16 protein-coding genes and 5 pseudogenes are annotated in these 14,889 nt (G+C 32.0%); 3 read left to right on the top strand and 18 right to left on the bottom strand.

Translation table 11 applies throughout. From position 1 onward, the window contains the following. Nucleotides 1-13: 13 nt before the first annotated feature. From NH286_RS07775 to NH286_RS07755, 5 genes are all read right to left on the bottom strand, one after another. Nucleotides 14-436, bottom strand: a complete 423-nt coding sequence (locus tag NH286_RS07775; protein ID WP_265238047.1) for an arsenate reductase ArsC — start codon at nt 434-436, stop codon at nt 14-16. Between the two features lies 1 nt (nt 437). Beyond that, a complete protein-coding gene (locus NH286_RS07770; protein WP_265238046.1) occupies nt 438-839 on the bottom strand; it encodes a thioredoxin family protein in 402 nt (133 codons plus the stop codon). A gap of 81 nt (nt 840-920) precedes the next feature. Then, nucleotides 921-1,916, bottom strand: coding sequence for a permease (locus NH286_RS07765; protein WP_265238045.1), 996 nt, complete (start codon nt 1,914-1,916; stop codon nt 921-923). A gap of 2 nt (nt 1,917-1,918) precedes the next feature. Beyond that, nucleotides 1,919-2,992, bottom strand: a complete 1,074-nt coding sequence (arsB, locus tag NH286_RS07760; RefSeq protein WP_265238043.1) for an ACR3 family arsenite efflux transporter — start codon at nt 2,990-2,992, stop codon at nt 1,919-1,921. Nucleotides 2,993-3,054: 62 nt separating this feature from the next. Then, nucleotides 3,055-3,363, bottom strand: a complete 309-nt coding sequence (locus tag NH286_RS07755) for an ArsR/SmtB family transcription factor (RefSeq protein WP_265238041.1) — start codon at nt 3,361-3,363, stop codon at nt 3,055-3,057. 454 nt (nt 3,364-3,817) lie between these two features. Between NH286_RS07755 and NH286_RS07750 the strand changes: the two are divergent. After that, nucleotides 3,818-3,945 (top strand): annotated as a pseudogene (locus NH286_RS07750) (LDCC motif putative metal-binding protein). Nucleotides 3,946-4,671: 726 nt separating this feature from the next. Here the strand turns inward: NH286_RS07750 and NH286_RS07745 are convergent. From NH286_RS07745 to NH286_RS07695, 11 genes and pseudogenes are all read right to left on the bottom strand, one after another. Further along, a pseudogene (locus NH286_RS07745) lies at nt 4,672-4,812 on the bottom strand (nucleotidyl transferase AbiEii/AbiGii toxin family protein); the annotation flags it as partial. Further along, nucleotides 4,809-5,046: pseudogene (locus NH286_RS07740) on the bottom strand (transcriptional regulator); the annotation flags it as partial. The pseudogenes NH286_RS07745 and NH286_RS07740, both read right to left, overlap by 4 nt. Before the next feature lie 353 nt (nt 5,047-5,399). Then, nucleotides 5,400-7,121: an urease subunit alpha gene (gene ureC / locus NH286_RS07735; protein WP_265238037.1), complete on the bottom strand. Its 1,722-nt coding sequence runs from the start codon at nt 7,119-7,121 to the stop codon at nt 5,400-5,402. Further along, nucleotides 7,122-7,505, bottom strand: coding sequence for an urease subunit beta (ureB, locus tag NH286_RS07730; RefSeq protein WP_265214930.1), 384 nt, complete (start codon nt 7,503-7,505; stop codon nt 7,122-7,124). A 9-nt stretch (nt 7,506-7,514) separates the two neighbouring features. Beyond that, the gene (gene ureA, locus NH286_RS07725; RefSeq protein ID WP_004816472.1) at nt 7,515-7,817 is read right to left on the bottom strand and encodes an urease subunit gamma; all 303 of its coding nucleotides are present in this window, start codon (nt 7,815-7,817) and stop codon (nt 7,515-7,517) included. Beyond that, a complete protein-coding gene (locus tag NH286_RS07720) occupies nt 7,808-8,623 on the bottom strand; it encodes an urease accessory protein UreD (protein ID WP_265238030.1) in 816 nt (271 codons plus the stop codon). Before NH286_RS07720 ends, ureA begins: the two co-directional genes overlap by 10 nt. Beyond that, complete coding sequence (ureG, locus tag NH286_RS07715) at nt 8,623-9,234, bottom strand: urease accessory protein UreG (protein WP_265214926.1); 612 nt, start codon at nt 9,232-9,234, stop codon at nt 8,623-8,625. Before ureG ends, NH286_RS07720 begins: the two co-directional genes overlap by 1 nt. Before the next feature lie 8 nt (nt 9,235-9,242). Next, nucleotides 9,243-9,947 (bottom strand): urease accessory protein UreF, encoded by a 705-nt coding sequence (locus NH286_RS07710; RefSeq protein WP_265238028.1) that lies wholly within the window; start codon nt 9,945-9,947, stop codon nt 9,243-9,245. Then, on the bottom strand, nt 9,940-10,485 hold the full coding sequence (locus NH286_RS07705; RefSeq protein ID WP_265238026.1) for an urease accessory protein UreE: 546 nt from the start codon (nt 10,483-10,485) through the stop codon (nt 9,940-9,942). The genes NH286_RS07710 and NH286_RS07705 overlap by 8 nt, the downstream gene beginning before the upstream one ends. A 583-nt stretch (nt 10,486-11,068) precedes the next feature. After that, complete coding sequence (locus NH286_RS07700; protein ID WP_265238024.1) at nt 11,069-11,272, bottom strand: helix-turn-helix transcriptional regulator; 204 nt, start codon at nt 11,270-11,272, stop codon at nt 11,069-11,071. Nucleotides 11,273-11,274: 2 nt separating this feature from the next. Beyond that, nucleotides 11,275-11,691 (bottom strand): hypothetical protein, encoded by a 417-nt coding sequence (locus NH286_RS07695; protein ID WP_265238022.1) that lies wholly within the window; start codon nt 11,689-11,691, stop codon nt 11,275-11,277. A gap of 1,000 nt (nt 11,692-12,691) precedes the next feature. On the opposite strand from NH286_RS07695, the gene NH286_RS07685 reads away from it, so the two are divergent. Beyond that, complete coding sequence (locus NH286_RS07685) at nt 12,692-13,120, top strand: Dps family protein (RefSeq protein ID WP_265238020.1); 429 nt, start codon at nt 12,692-12,694, stop codon at nt 13,118-13,120. A gap of 343 nt (nt 13,121-13,463) precedes the next feature. Here the strand turns inward: NH286_RS07685 and NH286_RS10665 are convergent. Beyond that, nucleotides 13,464-13,679: pseudogene (locus tag NH286_RS10665) on the bottom strand (hypothetical protein); the annotation flags it as partial. A 139-nt stretch (nt 13,680-13,818) separates the two neighbouring features. Between NH286_RS10665 and NH286_RS07680 the strand changes: the two are divergent. Next, on the top strand, nt 13,819-14,208 hold the full coding sequence (locus NH286_RS07680) for a pyridoxamine 5'-phosphate oxidase family protein (RefSeq protein WP_265238018.1): 390 nt from the start codon (nt 13,819-13,821) through the stop codon (nt 14,206-14,208). A gap of 451 nt (nt 14,209-14,659) precedes the next feature. Here NH286_RS07680 and NH286_RS07675 read toward each other — a convergent pair. Further along, nucleotides 14,660-14,889, bottom strand: a pseudogene (locus NH286_RS07675) (hypothetical protein); the annotation flags it as partial.

Below are 14,889 nucleotides of genomic sequence, written 5' to 3'. Positions count from 1 at the left end.
CAAAAATCAACTTCTATTTTTCATTCAAACCAATTTCATTTTTCTTAATTCTAAGGCTTAAATCCTTAATATTTTCTTCTATTTTAGATATAATTTTCCTAAAAAAGTCATCGTCTTGACCTGTTGGATCTTCTAAATTCCAATCCTCTGTATATTGATTTTCTACAATAGGGCAAATTACATCACAGCCCATAGTAATCGATATATCAATATCTGGCAAATCATCAATGAGCTTTGAATATTGAGTTTTCTCCATGTCAATATTGTATATATCTTTTATTAGCCTAACAGCATCATGATTTATTTGGTCTTTGATTTGTGTTCCAGCTGAATACGAGTCAAACACATCTGAAGCAAATTTTTTCCCTAAGGCTTCTGCAATTTGGCTCCTACAACTATTATGGACACATATAAATGCAACTTTTGGCTTTCTCATTTTAATTTACACCATTGTCTTCTAATAAAGCTTTCACTTCATCCTTGTTTAAAACTTTGCCATAGGATACAACTTTTCCCTTTATAACTAAGGCTGGAGTAGACATAACTCCATAGCTTGCTATTTGAGAGAAGTCTGTAATGTGGTCTATTGATTCTTCAACATTAAGTTCAGCTAGTGCTTCCCTAGTTGATCTTTCTAAAGCAATACACTTCGCACAACCAGAACCTAATATCTTTATCTCCTTTTCTTTTTTCTTTTCTTCTGCTTTTTCTATATTCTCTGACGAGTAATCTACATCACAACAACTTGATTCTTTAACATCCTTGTTATTAGAAGACTTACAATTGCCTCCACAAGTACAGTCTTTCTCTTTTTTGTCTTTTTTACCAAATAATCTCATTTTTCCTCCTTAATCCATATATATTTTTACCAAGAGATGTATTTTTTGCTTTCTTGTTAATAATTTCATTTTACTGCCCCGTCATATTAAAAAAGGGCTAATAATGTTAAATAAGTAACCTACAACAATTATACCAAAAATACAAATTCCTATGAATAGAAATAGAAGCTTTGGTTTAACTGCTTTTTTTAACATAATCAATGATGGTAGGCTTAGTGTAGTAACTGCCATCATAAAAGATATAACGGTTCCTAGTTGGGCGCCTTTTGCCAATAGAGCTTCTGCTATTGGAATAGTTCCAAAAATATCAGCATACATGGGTATTCCAACAATAGTTGCCAAAACTACTCCAAATGGATTATTACTGCCTAAGATATTTTCCACCCAAGTTTGAGGGATCCAATTGTGTATCAATGACCCAATACCCACACCTGCTAAAATATAAGGGAAAACTTTCTTGAAAGTGTCACTAACTTGAGTTTTACAAAAATCAATCCTGTCTTTTACTGTTAAGCTTGGAGAGCTAATATCAACTTGACTAGCATTTTTTATAAAATCTTCTACATAACTTTCCATATGCATTTTTTCAATGAGACTACCACCAATTACAGCAATAATTAGCCCTAAGACTACATATGCTAGGGCAATTTTGGCTCCAAAGATGCTCATTAGTAAAATAAGGCTACCCAAATCAACCATTGGAGAAGATATTAAAAATGAAAAACTCACTCCAATAGGCAAACCAGCACTTGTAAAGCCCATGAAAATAGGGATTGAAGAGCATGAACAAAAAGGCGTTACTGTACCTAGTAAAGCAGATATAATATTTGCCCCTAATCCATCAAAACGTCCAAGAATTTTTTTGCTTCTTTCAGGTGGAAAATAGCTTTGTATATAAGAAATTATAAAAATCAACACGCAAAGTAATATTGTAATTTTTATAACATCATATATTAAAAATTGTAAGCTTCCTCCAAGTTTTGTGCTTATATCAAGACCAAGATTTGTCAATATTTTTCCAATCAATTTATTGATCCATTTCATACCTAGAATTTGATCTTGAATAAAACTCCACATACCTAAACTCCATAAACTTTAGATTCTTGATTTTCTAAAAACCAGTGTTTTGTATTATTAGCAATATTCACTAAAAATAACATAACTGGTACTTCGGTAAGAACGCCTACAGTACAAGCTAATGCAACTGGTGAACCCATCCCAAATATTGCTATTGCAACAGCTACAGCTAATTCAAAGAAATTTGAAGCTCCAATCATACCTGCTGGTGCAGCTATTTCAAAAGGTAAAGCTACTTTTTTGCTTACACCATAGGCAATAGTAAAAATTAGGAAAGTTTGAATGGTAAGTGGAATAGCTATCAATAAAATATGAAATGGGTTTTCTAAAATTACATTTGCTTGTGAAGAAAATATAATTATTAGGGTCAGTAGTAGACCAACTGTTGTCATTCCATCAAATTTACTTAAAAATTGTTTTTCAAAATAATCCTTTCCTCTTTTATCAATTACTGTTTTCCTTGTGATAACACCTCCTAATAATGGAATAGCAACAAATAAAAACACACTAGTAAATAATGTGCTATATGGTACTACAACATTAGATACACCTAATAAAAACTTCACTATAGGTACAAAAGCAATTAAAATTATTAAATCATTTGTAGCTACTTGAACCACAGTATAAGCAGGGTCACCCTTTGTAAGAGTCGACCACACAAAAACCATAGCAGTACATGGTGCAGCTCCGAGCAAAACAGCTCCCGCTAAATAGTCACCTGCCAAATCATTAGGAATGATACTTTTAAATATAATAAAGAAAAACAAATAAGCTATTCCAAACATAGTAAATGGTTTTATTAGCCAATTAACAGCCCATGTTACAAATAAACCTTTTGGATTTTCTCTAACTCTTTTAATACTTTGAAAATCTACTTTCATCATCATTGGATAAATCATAATCCAAATTAATATTGCTATCGGCACAGATATACCAGCAATTTGAATTTTACCTAAAGCAGATGGGATTATAGGTATATATTTTCCTATAAGCACCCCAACAATCATACAAAACAATACCCATAAAGTTAGGTATTTTTGAAATACATTAATTCCTTTATCCTTATTTTTTACCATAGTTGTTCTCCTATCTTATATAGATACATTTAAATATTTCTATGTATATTGCAAAAAATCTACTAGCTCCTAGCATGACAAATACAATCCTCTCCACTATAAAATATCTCCTTTAAGTTTGATTGCATCTCATTTAAAATCTTCTTATTTGCAATGTAATATATGTTTTTTCCCTCTCTTCGACTGATAACTAGATTAGCATCCTCTAATCTTTTCATATCATTAGATAAGGTTGGTTGCGTTATATCAAATTTCTCTAATATCTCACAGGCACAGAGCTCATTGCAAGATAACATGTCTATAATTTCTAATCGTTTTGGATCACTCAAAACTTTTAATTTTTTTGATATCTCTATATATTTATCCTTCATGTAAGCCTCCTTCCTCTCTTCATATAAAATTATACATTCATATAGAATATTATCAATGTGTTTTTCCTCTATCTCTTAAAATAATTTTTATTGTTTTTTCTTACTAGCTCATCTCATTTATATCTACAAATTTGAATTCTCTCTGTACAATCCACCTAAAATATCCACAATGTATGGAGACTCTACAATAATTTATAAATGTACTCTTCCCTCCAAATAAAATTTAAAGCAAAAAATTAGGCCTTTAAGATTTCTTATAAAGATCCTAAAAGCCACCTGTTTCAACAGAATTATAGCCTATCAACTAAATTTCTTGACATTAATACTACAGTCTCCACATGTCTTTAATTATGGGATAGAAAAAAGGAATATAAAAAATTGAAAAAATAATTTTTTCTGGTATAAGTATTATCATTGTAGAAAATTTACAAATAATTACCCGAGGAGGTATAATATGAAAATCTTTGAATCAATAAAAAATAGGTGGAAAAAATTCTTGGAAAATCTAGCAAAAGAAAATAAAAAATCTTTTGGAAATAAAAATTAGATTGTTGTTCAATGAACAAAAGAGAATATAAATAAAGAAAAAATGACCATGGCGGAGACTGTGTAAAATTTTGTGTATAGAAACCTCCTGATTAGGGTAAGTAAAAACTAATCAGGAGGAATTTTTATGCCAAGAAAAAAACAGAAATAAAAAGAAGCAAAATAGCAAACATGTTAAAAAAATTAATGAAAGACCTAAAAGCAGTGTACAAAGTACCAACAGAAAACTTAGCCTTAACAAATTTAGACATCTTTGAAGAAAAATGGGGTAAAAATACCCAATGTGTGTAAACTTTTAGAAAAATAACTTGGCAGAATTATCCACATATTTTAAATATCCATAAGGAATAAGAAAACTAAGATACAACAAACGCCATGGAAAACTTCAATAGGCAATTAAGAAAAGTTACTAAAAACATGACAATATTTTCTAATGACTACGCACTACAAAAAGCTTGTATCTAGCAATGGTAGATGCCTCAAGTAAGTGGACCTATAGGATTCGTCGCTGGGACTAAATCTTATTCCAATTATCAATATTTTTTGAAGGAAGTTTTAATTAAGATAAAAACTTAGTATGAAATCGGCTGCAAATTTCATGAAAATTCGACAGTTTATTAAGCCCAAGTAAAATTAAGACAAGCTCTATTCCTATAGGAATTGACAAATATTGATACATAAAAAATGTATTAACCCTTATCCTTATATCAGGATTTAGGTTTATACACAAAATTATTTACAGATTCAAAAAATTTGACAGTACCAATTATTTTTGTACTTTGATTTAGATAGTCTTTCTAAAAATCTTTCGAAAAAATATATTTTCAGAACTTCTTGCGACTTTAAAATTTTCTTCTCTGCTAGGCTTTTTATCTTGCCCTTTATACTCTCGATATTAATCACGATAATGCCTCCATATTTTTCCTAATTTCATCTTCTATTTTAAAATAGTCTACTGTATTTTATGAGTCGTCTTAGATTTTTATTTGGTGATTTAAAATATCTTTTTATGGCTTCTGTGAAAATCTGCTTATCTATTTTTTCTCTGTCGATTATTATATCGCAAATTGTTCGACCTATATCATAAACTGGAATAAGATTGCCTTGTGGTGATTTTATTTTTGTCTTTCCTTTTTCTACTTTAATTGATACATTTTCAAGTATCATTTGTTATTTGATTTACTTTGTTAAATTTCTTGTTTCAAGCATAATTTCTATATATTATTCCTCCATTTCTTATGTAATCAATTCTAACAATAAAAAATAACCAAATTATAATTACGGTATTTTTCGAAAAAAATATATAAACTTTGAAAGGAGCTTTGAAAGAAGCAAGCGCAGTAAATGTACGGACACTTACGAAAAAATTAATGGAGCAGACCTTTATGGCATGCTCCATTTTTTTAATTTTTACCTTGTTAGGGAGAACCCTAAGACCCCTACATCTCTAGTAAGGATTTTGGGGTTCTTGTTAAGCTCTAATATTTATTTTAAAATAGATTGTATAATTGACCTAGGGCGACCTTGTCTACTGGATCACATGTGATTTTCTTTCCTTCAATTGTTACTTCATAAGTTTCTGGGTCTACCTTGATGTTTGGAGTTTCGAAGTTTAGTTTCATATCTTTTTTGCCGATGTTTCTACAATTATGAACAGGTAGTACCATTCTTTTTAGGTCTAGTTTTTCTTTTATGCCTGATTCATAGGCGGCTTTTGAGACGAAGGTAAAACAAGAATTACCAATTCCTCCACCAATGGCCGCATACATTCTTCTGTATATTACAGGTTGTGGTGTTGGTATGGATGCGTTTGGATCTCCTGACGGTGCCATTATTATTAGACCATTTTTTAGTATTTGTTTTGGACGAACTCCAAAGAATTTTGGCTCCCAAAGGACAAGATCTGCACGTTTACCAACTTCGATTGAACCAATATATTCAGATACTCCATGGGCTATGGCTGGATTTATAGTGTATTTGGCTACATATCTTTTAGCCCTAAAGTTATCGTTATCATTCGCTTCATCTTCTTTAAGGGCTCCACGTTGGTCTTTCATCTTTGAGGCTGTTTGCCAAGTTCTCATAACAACTTCGCCAATCCTGCCCATGGCTTGAGAGTCTGAAGACATTATTGAGAATACTCCCATGTCTTGGAGGACATCTTCTGCAGCTATTGTTTCCGGTCTAATCCTTGAGTCAGCAAAGGCTACATCTTCTTCTATGGTTTTGTCAAGATTGTGACAAACCATAACCATATCCAAGTGCTCATCTGATGTGTTTATGGTAAAAGGCATGGTTGGATTTGTTGATGCTGGAAAGACATTATTAAATCCTGCTGCAACTATTTGATCTGGTGCATGTCCTCCTCCTGCTCCTTCAGTATGGAAGAAATGTATAGCTCTACCACCAATAGCATCTAGGGTATCTTCGATTGTGCCGCCTTCGTTAAGGGTGTCGGTATGGATGGCAACTGCAATATCGTACTCATCAGCAACTTCAAGGCTGGCATTTATAACGGCTCTTGTTGCTCCCCAGTCTTCATGAATCTTTAGTCCGCAAGCTCCTGCTTTTATTTGTTCATAAAGTGGCTCTTTGCTTGAGCAGTTACCCTTACCTAATAGTCCAACATTTACTGGATATCCTTCGACTGATTTTAGCATAGCTTCTAGGTGGTTAGGGCCTGGAGTACAGGTTGTAGCATTTGTTCCATCAGCAGGGCCTGTTCCACCTCCGATTAGGGTAGTAGTTCCTCCTGCTAGAGCGGTATTTGCTTGATCGGCTGATATAAAATGAACGTGGGTGTCAATTGCTCCAGCGGTTACGATTTTATTTTCGCCTGAGATTATCTCAGTGCTTGCCCCTATTACAAGACCAGGGTTGACATTATCGTTCATATCAGGGTTACCTGACTTGCCTATTCCTGTAATAATACCATCCCTAATTCCTATATCTGCCTTGTAGATACCAGTATAGTCTAGGATAATCGCATTTGTAATTACTGTATCGCAAGTTCCTGAGGCATAGCTTGCAGTTGAAGATTGGTTCATACCATCTCTTACAGTCTTACCACCACCAAAGATTGATTCATCTCCATAAATTGCATAATCTTTTTCTATTTCTATTATAATATTTGTATCTGCTAGTCTAACTTTATCGCCTGTAGTTGGCCCATACATAGACCCGTATTTTTCTCTTGAGATTTTAAATGACATCTATTCCTCTCCATCACTATTAATATTAGCGTAGCCTTTTTGAACTAAGTTTTTCATGGCTTCATCTTTTTTTATATCATGGGCTACACCATTTGTGAGTCCGTTAAAGCCGATCACCCTTCCATTTCCGCCGATATCAATTAATCTAACCCTATGGGTTTGACCTGGTTCAAATCTAATAGCATTTCCTGCAGGAATGTCTAGCTTTTTGCCAAAGGCCATGCTACGATCGAATTTCAAAAATCTATTCACTTCAAAAAAATGAAAATGAGAACCGATTTGTACGGCCCTATCTCCAGTATTTGTTACTTTTATTTCAATAGCTTCGAAATCTTCATTTAAAATTAAATCTTCGTCTTTATAAAAAATTTCACCTGGAATCATTTTTGCCTCCTACACTATTGGTTGATGAACTGTTACAAGCTTGGTTCCATCAGGAAATGTGGCTTCTATTTGTACATCCTTAATCATTTCAGGGACACCTTCCATGACATCATCCCTAGTTAGAATCTTCCTGCCTTCTTGCATCAAATCTGAAACAGTCTTGCCATCACGAGCCATTTCATAAAGCTCGGCACTGATTAGAGCGACTGCTTCAGGATAGTTTAATTTAAGTCCACGTTCTTTACGCTTTCTGGCAACTTCTCCAGCTGTAAATATCATCAAGCGTTCAATATCTTTTGGTACTAAATGCATATCCTTCCCCCTTTTTCAATTAAATAATCTATTATTTCTTTTTCACATTCTATTAGATCCTGGCCCATCTTGCCCAAAATCCTGATTTGAATATCATTTCTAAAACTTAAACTTGCCCCACCTTTTAGGCCTCTTTTTTGGCTATGCTTTTCAATTATTTTGCGGATTTCGCCAATGTTATCTTCATTGAAAAAATTTATAGCAACCATAGACAAAAAGTGGTCATAGCCTTCCATCAGGCCAAGTTCATTTATCTCTTGTTCTCTTGGCCTTATGAGGTTTTTTTCGGTGTAAATAAGTTTTTCATCAAGATTGATATCTAGATTAGTCTTGTAGCTTTTAAATTCAAAACTTTCACCCTTGCCAACTCTACCAGCTACAAAGCAGTTAGAAAAAATAAGCCTAGCATCTTTTTCTAAATCGACCTTGATAACCTCCCTAAAATCTGCATCCTTGTAGAGAATCATGGGTAAAAGTTTAAAAATAAAGTCAGACTTTTCTTCTCCACGAATTTCGACCCTACGACTTGCGAAAGAATCCTTGTTCATCTTATAAACTTTTTCGTATGATTGAGAAGAAAGCAAGACCTTGCTATTCTTTTTTGCATAGAATTTTTCTTCTTGCATATCGCCTTCCAGGATACCTGGGCTTGAGCTCATAATCATAGCCTTGGTAAAGTCTCCATATTTAAATGTATGCATAAGTAGAAATGGTGGCGAATTGTAGATATCTTTTAGGATTGTTGTATCATCCTTATTTTCAAACTCTAAATATAATCTGCTGGCTCTTGCGTATGTTTTTTTCATTATTTTAAATCTTCTAATAAGACTTGCTTTCTTATCCAGTCATAGACCTCATTTAGTCCATCGCCATTTTTGATATTAGTAAAGATAAATGGACGATCTCCTCTTTGGGCTAGGGTATCCTTTCTCATAGCTTCAAGGTCAACGCCAACATAAGGAGCTAAATCTTTTTTGTTTATGATAAGAAGATCTGATCTTAAAATTCCTGGGCCTCCTTTTCGTGGTATATCCCCACCTGCAGCTACATCTATTACAAAGATGGTGGCATCTGCAAGGTCAGGACTAAAGGTTGCTGATAGATTGTCTCCACCACTTTCGATAAAGATTATTTCTATATCCTTAAAATTTCTGACTAAATCCTCACAAGCTTCAAGGTTCATAGAAACATCATCTCTTATAGCTGTATGAGGACATCCTCCAGTTTCTACTCCTCTTATCCTATCTCTTTCAAGAATCCCCTGATCTTTTAGGTAGTTTGCATCTTCTTCTGTATATATATCATTAGTAACTACTGCTACCTTGTAATCTTTTTTGAATTCTTCTACTAGTTTTTCTATCAAATGTGTCTTTCCGCAGCCAACAGGGCCTGCGACACCGATTTTTACGTAATCCATAAGCCTCCCTAAGACATATAAAGTCTTGAATATAATACTTCATGTTGCATTGAAGCAACTTCTACACCTGGATATGAAGTAAAATAATACTCCTCATCCAATTTATCTATCTTTGTAACTAAATCTATTATCAAATCATATATTTCATATAAGATTTTCTGCCCATCAAACTGGCTGATAGGAACAGTCTTAACCGCTGTAATAACTAGATTCTGTGCCATATTAAAAGCAAAACTCAAAAGAGATGCGGTCAAATCAATATCAAGACTTGCTGTAATTAGAGCATAGGCGACTGAGTGATGGATGATAATGTCATTTTTCTTATGATAATCTAGGTAGTCATAGTATTGTTCTGGCATAGCTATGTCCATCTTATGAACTGTCGATATAAGTCTTGAGCCTAACTTCTCTGAAGCTTCCCTTAACTCTTTTTGGCTTTTTTGAGCCTGTAATCTTATATTTAAATCTAAAAGCTCATCTTTTTTTCCTTCTATAAAATAATTGTAAGCTAGATATACAGCTAAAAGGTCATTATAATAGAAGCTAGTTTTTAAATAGTTAATTAAATATTTTTTTATATCTTTCGAATCTTTAATCAAATTCTTTAGGATATAATTTTCGAGTCCATAAGAATGAGAATAAGAACCTATAGGAAATTGACTATCATTTAATTGAAGGAGGATGAGCTCTTCTTCATATTTTTTTCTATTCATGGTGATGATCATGATTGTGGTCATGGTCGTGATGGTGGTCATGATCGTGGTCGTGACTATGATGATCAACTACTTGACCTTGAGGTAGAATTGCCATCAAATTGTTTTTTGCCAATAACTTAGCCATGACCTTATCCATCTTTATACCAACTACAGTCTTTAGCATATCTTCTAGGGTCTTCTCGTATGGTGTAATTAGAGATTTGCCATCTTCTGACCAGTACAATTTTGCATGACGATTGCCGATAATATATGCCAAGTTGACAAAGCTCTTAGCCTCATCCATAGAAAGCTTTAAGCATTCTAGCTCTTCGATATTGATAGCATAAATTACATTAGCTTCTCGATAAATTATATCTCCATGCTTTAGACCTCTTTGTCTATCTTCTTCAGAAAGCTTTAGACCCAAGTCCAAACCCTCATATTCAAATCTTTGAATTTTCTTATGAGCATGGTCGTAAGGCATATTAAGCCAGTTGATTATTAAATTTTCTTCATTTATATCAAAAACATTTCCAATAATTTTTTCTATTATCACTTTATTCACCCCTTTTTTACAAACTTAATAGTACCCCTTAAAACAAAAAAAACAATAATTTTGCATTTTATAAAATGTAATTTTCTTTATTCTACTTTTTGAAGACAATCTTAGCTAAATTTTCCGGACAAAAACCGCATATAGAATATATCCATATACGGTTAATTTTTCATAGTATAATTAACAATACCTCCCAAATTGTAATTATAACAAAGAGACCCCAGGTCTTCATGATGATTATATTAAAAAACTAAAATAGTAAGAAATATAAATCCAAGAACTAGTATCTAAATCAAGAATTTTCTCAATGAATATATCTCCTGTTCCTCCACAAATGATAAGGTCTGGTCTATATATTTCAGCTTGTTTTTTATATATTCTCTGTCTTCTTTTGAAAACTTATCTATTTCAGAATCCTTTGATGTTGTCTTCTCAGGAGTATTTTTTAAGTTTATAACCAAAATAGGGGCAAGATATTTTTACCATTCATATTTATCTAAATCTTCGACCGTATCAAAATCAATATCGTCCCATTGCAATCCTGTGAATTGCATATTATATTTCCTAAATTAAATTGTGTGCCTCAATCATCTGTAAATTCAAATAAATCTTCTACGCTAACATCAAACACTTTTGCAATATCCATAGCTAATTTTAATGACGGATTATATTTTCCATTTTCAAGATGTACAATAGTTTCTCTTCTGACATTTACCATTTCCGCAAGTTCAGATTGTTTATATTTTTCCTTTTCTCTATATTCCATAACTTTTGTTATTAGTGCCACAATTATACCCCTTTAGAATCCATAATTATAAACATAATCGTACGAAGTATTGTAATTGTAATTACTGTTCCAATAATTAGCCATCCCATCAACGCTGTTGAAATTCCGTTTACATGACCTAAAATCCCTCCTAAATATGCTATAATAACCATTAACACGCAAAAAATTTTTAAGCATATTGAATCACATCTGTGTAGATTTTTTTCCGCAAATTCATCAAAGTATTCTTTCTTATACTTTTTTACTCTAAAATAATGCACTATCAGCATCAAAAATAGAATAAAACCCCAATAGCTTGAAAACTGTTGATATTCAGGCTGATAGTCGCTTCTGCTCCACAACCAGTAATATCCCGCAATTAAAATTGCAATAATAATTTTTGTTGCAACAACTTCTAGTATAGATACTTTGTTTTTCATGTCAAATTCTCCTTACGTATAATTTCAAGTGATATATTTCTAACTTGATGTTATAAATATATCACACAAAAAACTTGATGTCAATGCTTAAGTTATAAATATTTCACTTTTGTTTTTTATTGGTCTAACTCGTTCTGTTTTACCTGTGATAGTCGTTTTTCTTGTTCCTGTAACGGCTCTATGCAAGTCTTAACTTTTTCTGCTTGTTCAACTTCTTCTCATATCCCTAATATTTGATTGTAAAGGTTATTTTCTCTTTCTTCATAGTGGCAAGTTACGATTTCCATTGGGATATATTTAAGATCTTGCTTTCTCCTAAGTATTCTTTCAGATATTTCTTAAAAATTTTAAATAAAATAAGTTATGCAGTATGCTCATTGTAAAAATCTTCCTGTTTATTTTTTTTTAATTTTCGCTCATTATTTTTAGTGTTTCTTTAAATTCTTTTGTCTTTTTGCTTTTTCTAGTAGGATTTTTATTTCTTCATATGTTAATTCTTCTGAATTTTCTATCCCTGATTAAGAATTTGGTTGATTTTTATTTACCAACACGATTTGACAAAGAGCCTTTTAATATTTTCTTTTCTTGATTTTTCAGTTGTCTTAATCTTTCTTCTGTATCGTCAATTTTATCTTTTATTTTTTTGACACTTGTCTTATTTGTTCTAATTTTTTCATATAAAACTCCTTTCTTGTATTAAAAAAGAGATAACATTTCTGCTATCTCTTCCTAAGTTTCACTATTAAATTTATATAATACTCTTTTCGATAATATCTGATACTTCCTTTTGTATAGATTCTATCTTTCTATCTATTCCTTTTTGTTGCATGATGTGATTTTGTATCTCTGAAATAATTTTCTTCTGTTCATTTTTACGACATTAGGATGAAATAATAAATATTTGCTAGTAAATTTTATTCAATATTATAGACTTGACTTGTTTTTTATTATTGTATATAATGATAATGATAATTAAAATTATTTGAAAGCGAGGAATAAAATGACAAAATTAAACACATATCTTGCAAATCTTGCAGTACTAAACATTAAAATCCATAATCTACATTGGAATATCGTAGGCTCTCAATTTGTATCTGTACATGAGTATCTTGAATCTGAATATGATAAGGCTGGTGAAAGACTTGATGAAGTTGCTGAGCTTATCAGAATGTCTGGAGAATTTCCAGTTGCTAATCTAAAAGAATATTTAGAAATTTCTACAATCAAAGAGATTGAAACTTCTAAAGAAGTATCTATTAAAGAAGCATTAGAAATAGTCCTATCTGACATAAAACTTCAAAAAGAACTCGCACTAGAGATTAGAAAAGAAGCAGATGAAGCTGATAATTTCCCTGTAGCTAATGTTATGGAAAATCATATAGAGGACTATAACAAACAAATTTGGTTTGTGGAATCAAGTCTTAAATAGGCAAAATAAGCTATTGCAGAACTTTGAATTACTGTCATCCTATAATTAGGGTCTGTAAATGATTTTGTGTATCAACCTAAATCCTGATAAAAAGGCAAAGGTTGATACATTTTTTTGTGTCAGTATTTAGCCATTCCTATAGTAATGGTTCTTGTTTTGTTTTTTAGATATTCTCGCATTCATTAAATTGAAGTTTCTTTCACTTATATTTCCCTCTAACCTATCTTCATATAACTGTTCATTGCTTATATCTATTTCTGATAATTGGTTCTTTTTAAGCTACAGCCCCTTAAAACAAATAGCCAAGAAGTCGAATTGAACATTACAAGTTATGAATTTCTAGTTAAACCAAAACGGTCAGTAAATATGCCAAAATTAGAATCACGAAAAAGAAGATTATAACTTTTGTGATCTGACTTTTCGCATTAAACCCAAAATTATCATATCCCTTGGCTCCAACCGTCTGTGGATAAACTTTAGTTGGTAATTTTAACTTGGTAAGCATGAGATAATCAAAAAATATAATATCAAAAAGCTTATATCCTTCAATTCGTAAGACTTTTTTACTTTAGTTCTGCTTGAATTTTTATTATTTCAATTATGTTTATTATTTTGCAGTCAATAGTGATAATCATTATTGACAACTCTCCCCAAATATGCTATCCTATAAATGAAAATAATATATAAGAGGTAAAAATATGAAATTAACCCAAGAAATAAAAGACTTAATTGGTGAACAGCTTGCTTATATGGCTACTGTTGATGAGGATGGTAATCCTAATATAGGGCCAAAAAGAACTATGAGGGTTCTTGATGATGAACATCTCATCTTTTGCGAAAATACAGATGGCAAGCACCATGCCAATATTAAAAATAATGGCAAGATAGCTATCGCCTTTGTTAAAAGAGAAGACAACAAGGGCTTTAGGATTGTGGGTGCAGCCAAATCTTATACAGACGAAGAGCATATGAACCTAGCCAAGGAAAAGGCTGGTGTAATGCCAAAGGCGGCTGCTGTAATCATAGATATAGAAAAGATCTATACCCTTGATTCAGGTCCAATAGCTGGAAAATTATTAGAAGCCTAATTCCCATAGTTATTAATAATTCTACAAAAAAGTTTGGTGCACGGATTATTTCTTGTGTACCAAACTTTTTTATAAATGATGAATTGAAATAATATTGCGACACCTAAACCAAACTAAGTTCGTGCATAAATAAATCAAATGGAGTTTGATATTCTAGAGGGTCTGTAAAAAATTTTGTGTATCAACCTAAATCCTGATAAAAGGGCAAAGGTTGATACATTTTTTTGTGTCAGTATTTAGCCATTCCTATAGGAATGGTTCTTGTCTTGTTTTTTAGATATGCTCACATATTAGATTGAAGTTTCTTTCACTTATATTTCCCTCTAACCTATCTTCATATAACTGTTCATGGCTTATATCTATTTCTGATAATTGGTTCTTTTTAAGCTACAGCCCCTTAAAACAAATAGCCAAGAAGTCGAATTGAACATTACAAGTTATGAATTTTTAGTTAAACCAAAACGGTCAGTAAATATGCCAAAATTAGGCTCACGAAAAAGAAGATTATAATTTTTGCAACCTGACTTTTCACATTAAATCCAAAATTATCATACCCCTTAGCACCAACCGTCTCTGGGTAAACTTTAGTCGGCAATTTTAACTTGGTAAGCATGAGATAATCAAAAAAGATAATATCAAAAAGCTTATATCCTTCAAATAGTATTAAAAATCTAACAAAGG

Origin of the sequence: Anaerococcus sp. NML200574 (assembly GCF_026131665.1) — a bacterium.
In the GTDB taxonomy this organism is placed as follows: Bacteria; Bacillota; Clostridia; order Tissierellales; family Peptoniphilaceae; genus Anaerococcus; species Anaerococcus kampingae.
The sequence above is the reverse complement of the archived record's forward strand: the minus strand, read 5'-3'. Positions and strand labels throughout refer to the sequence as shown.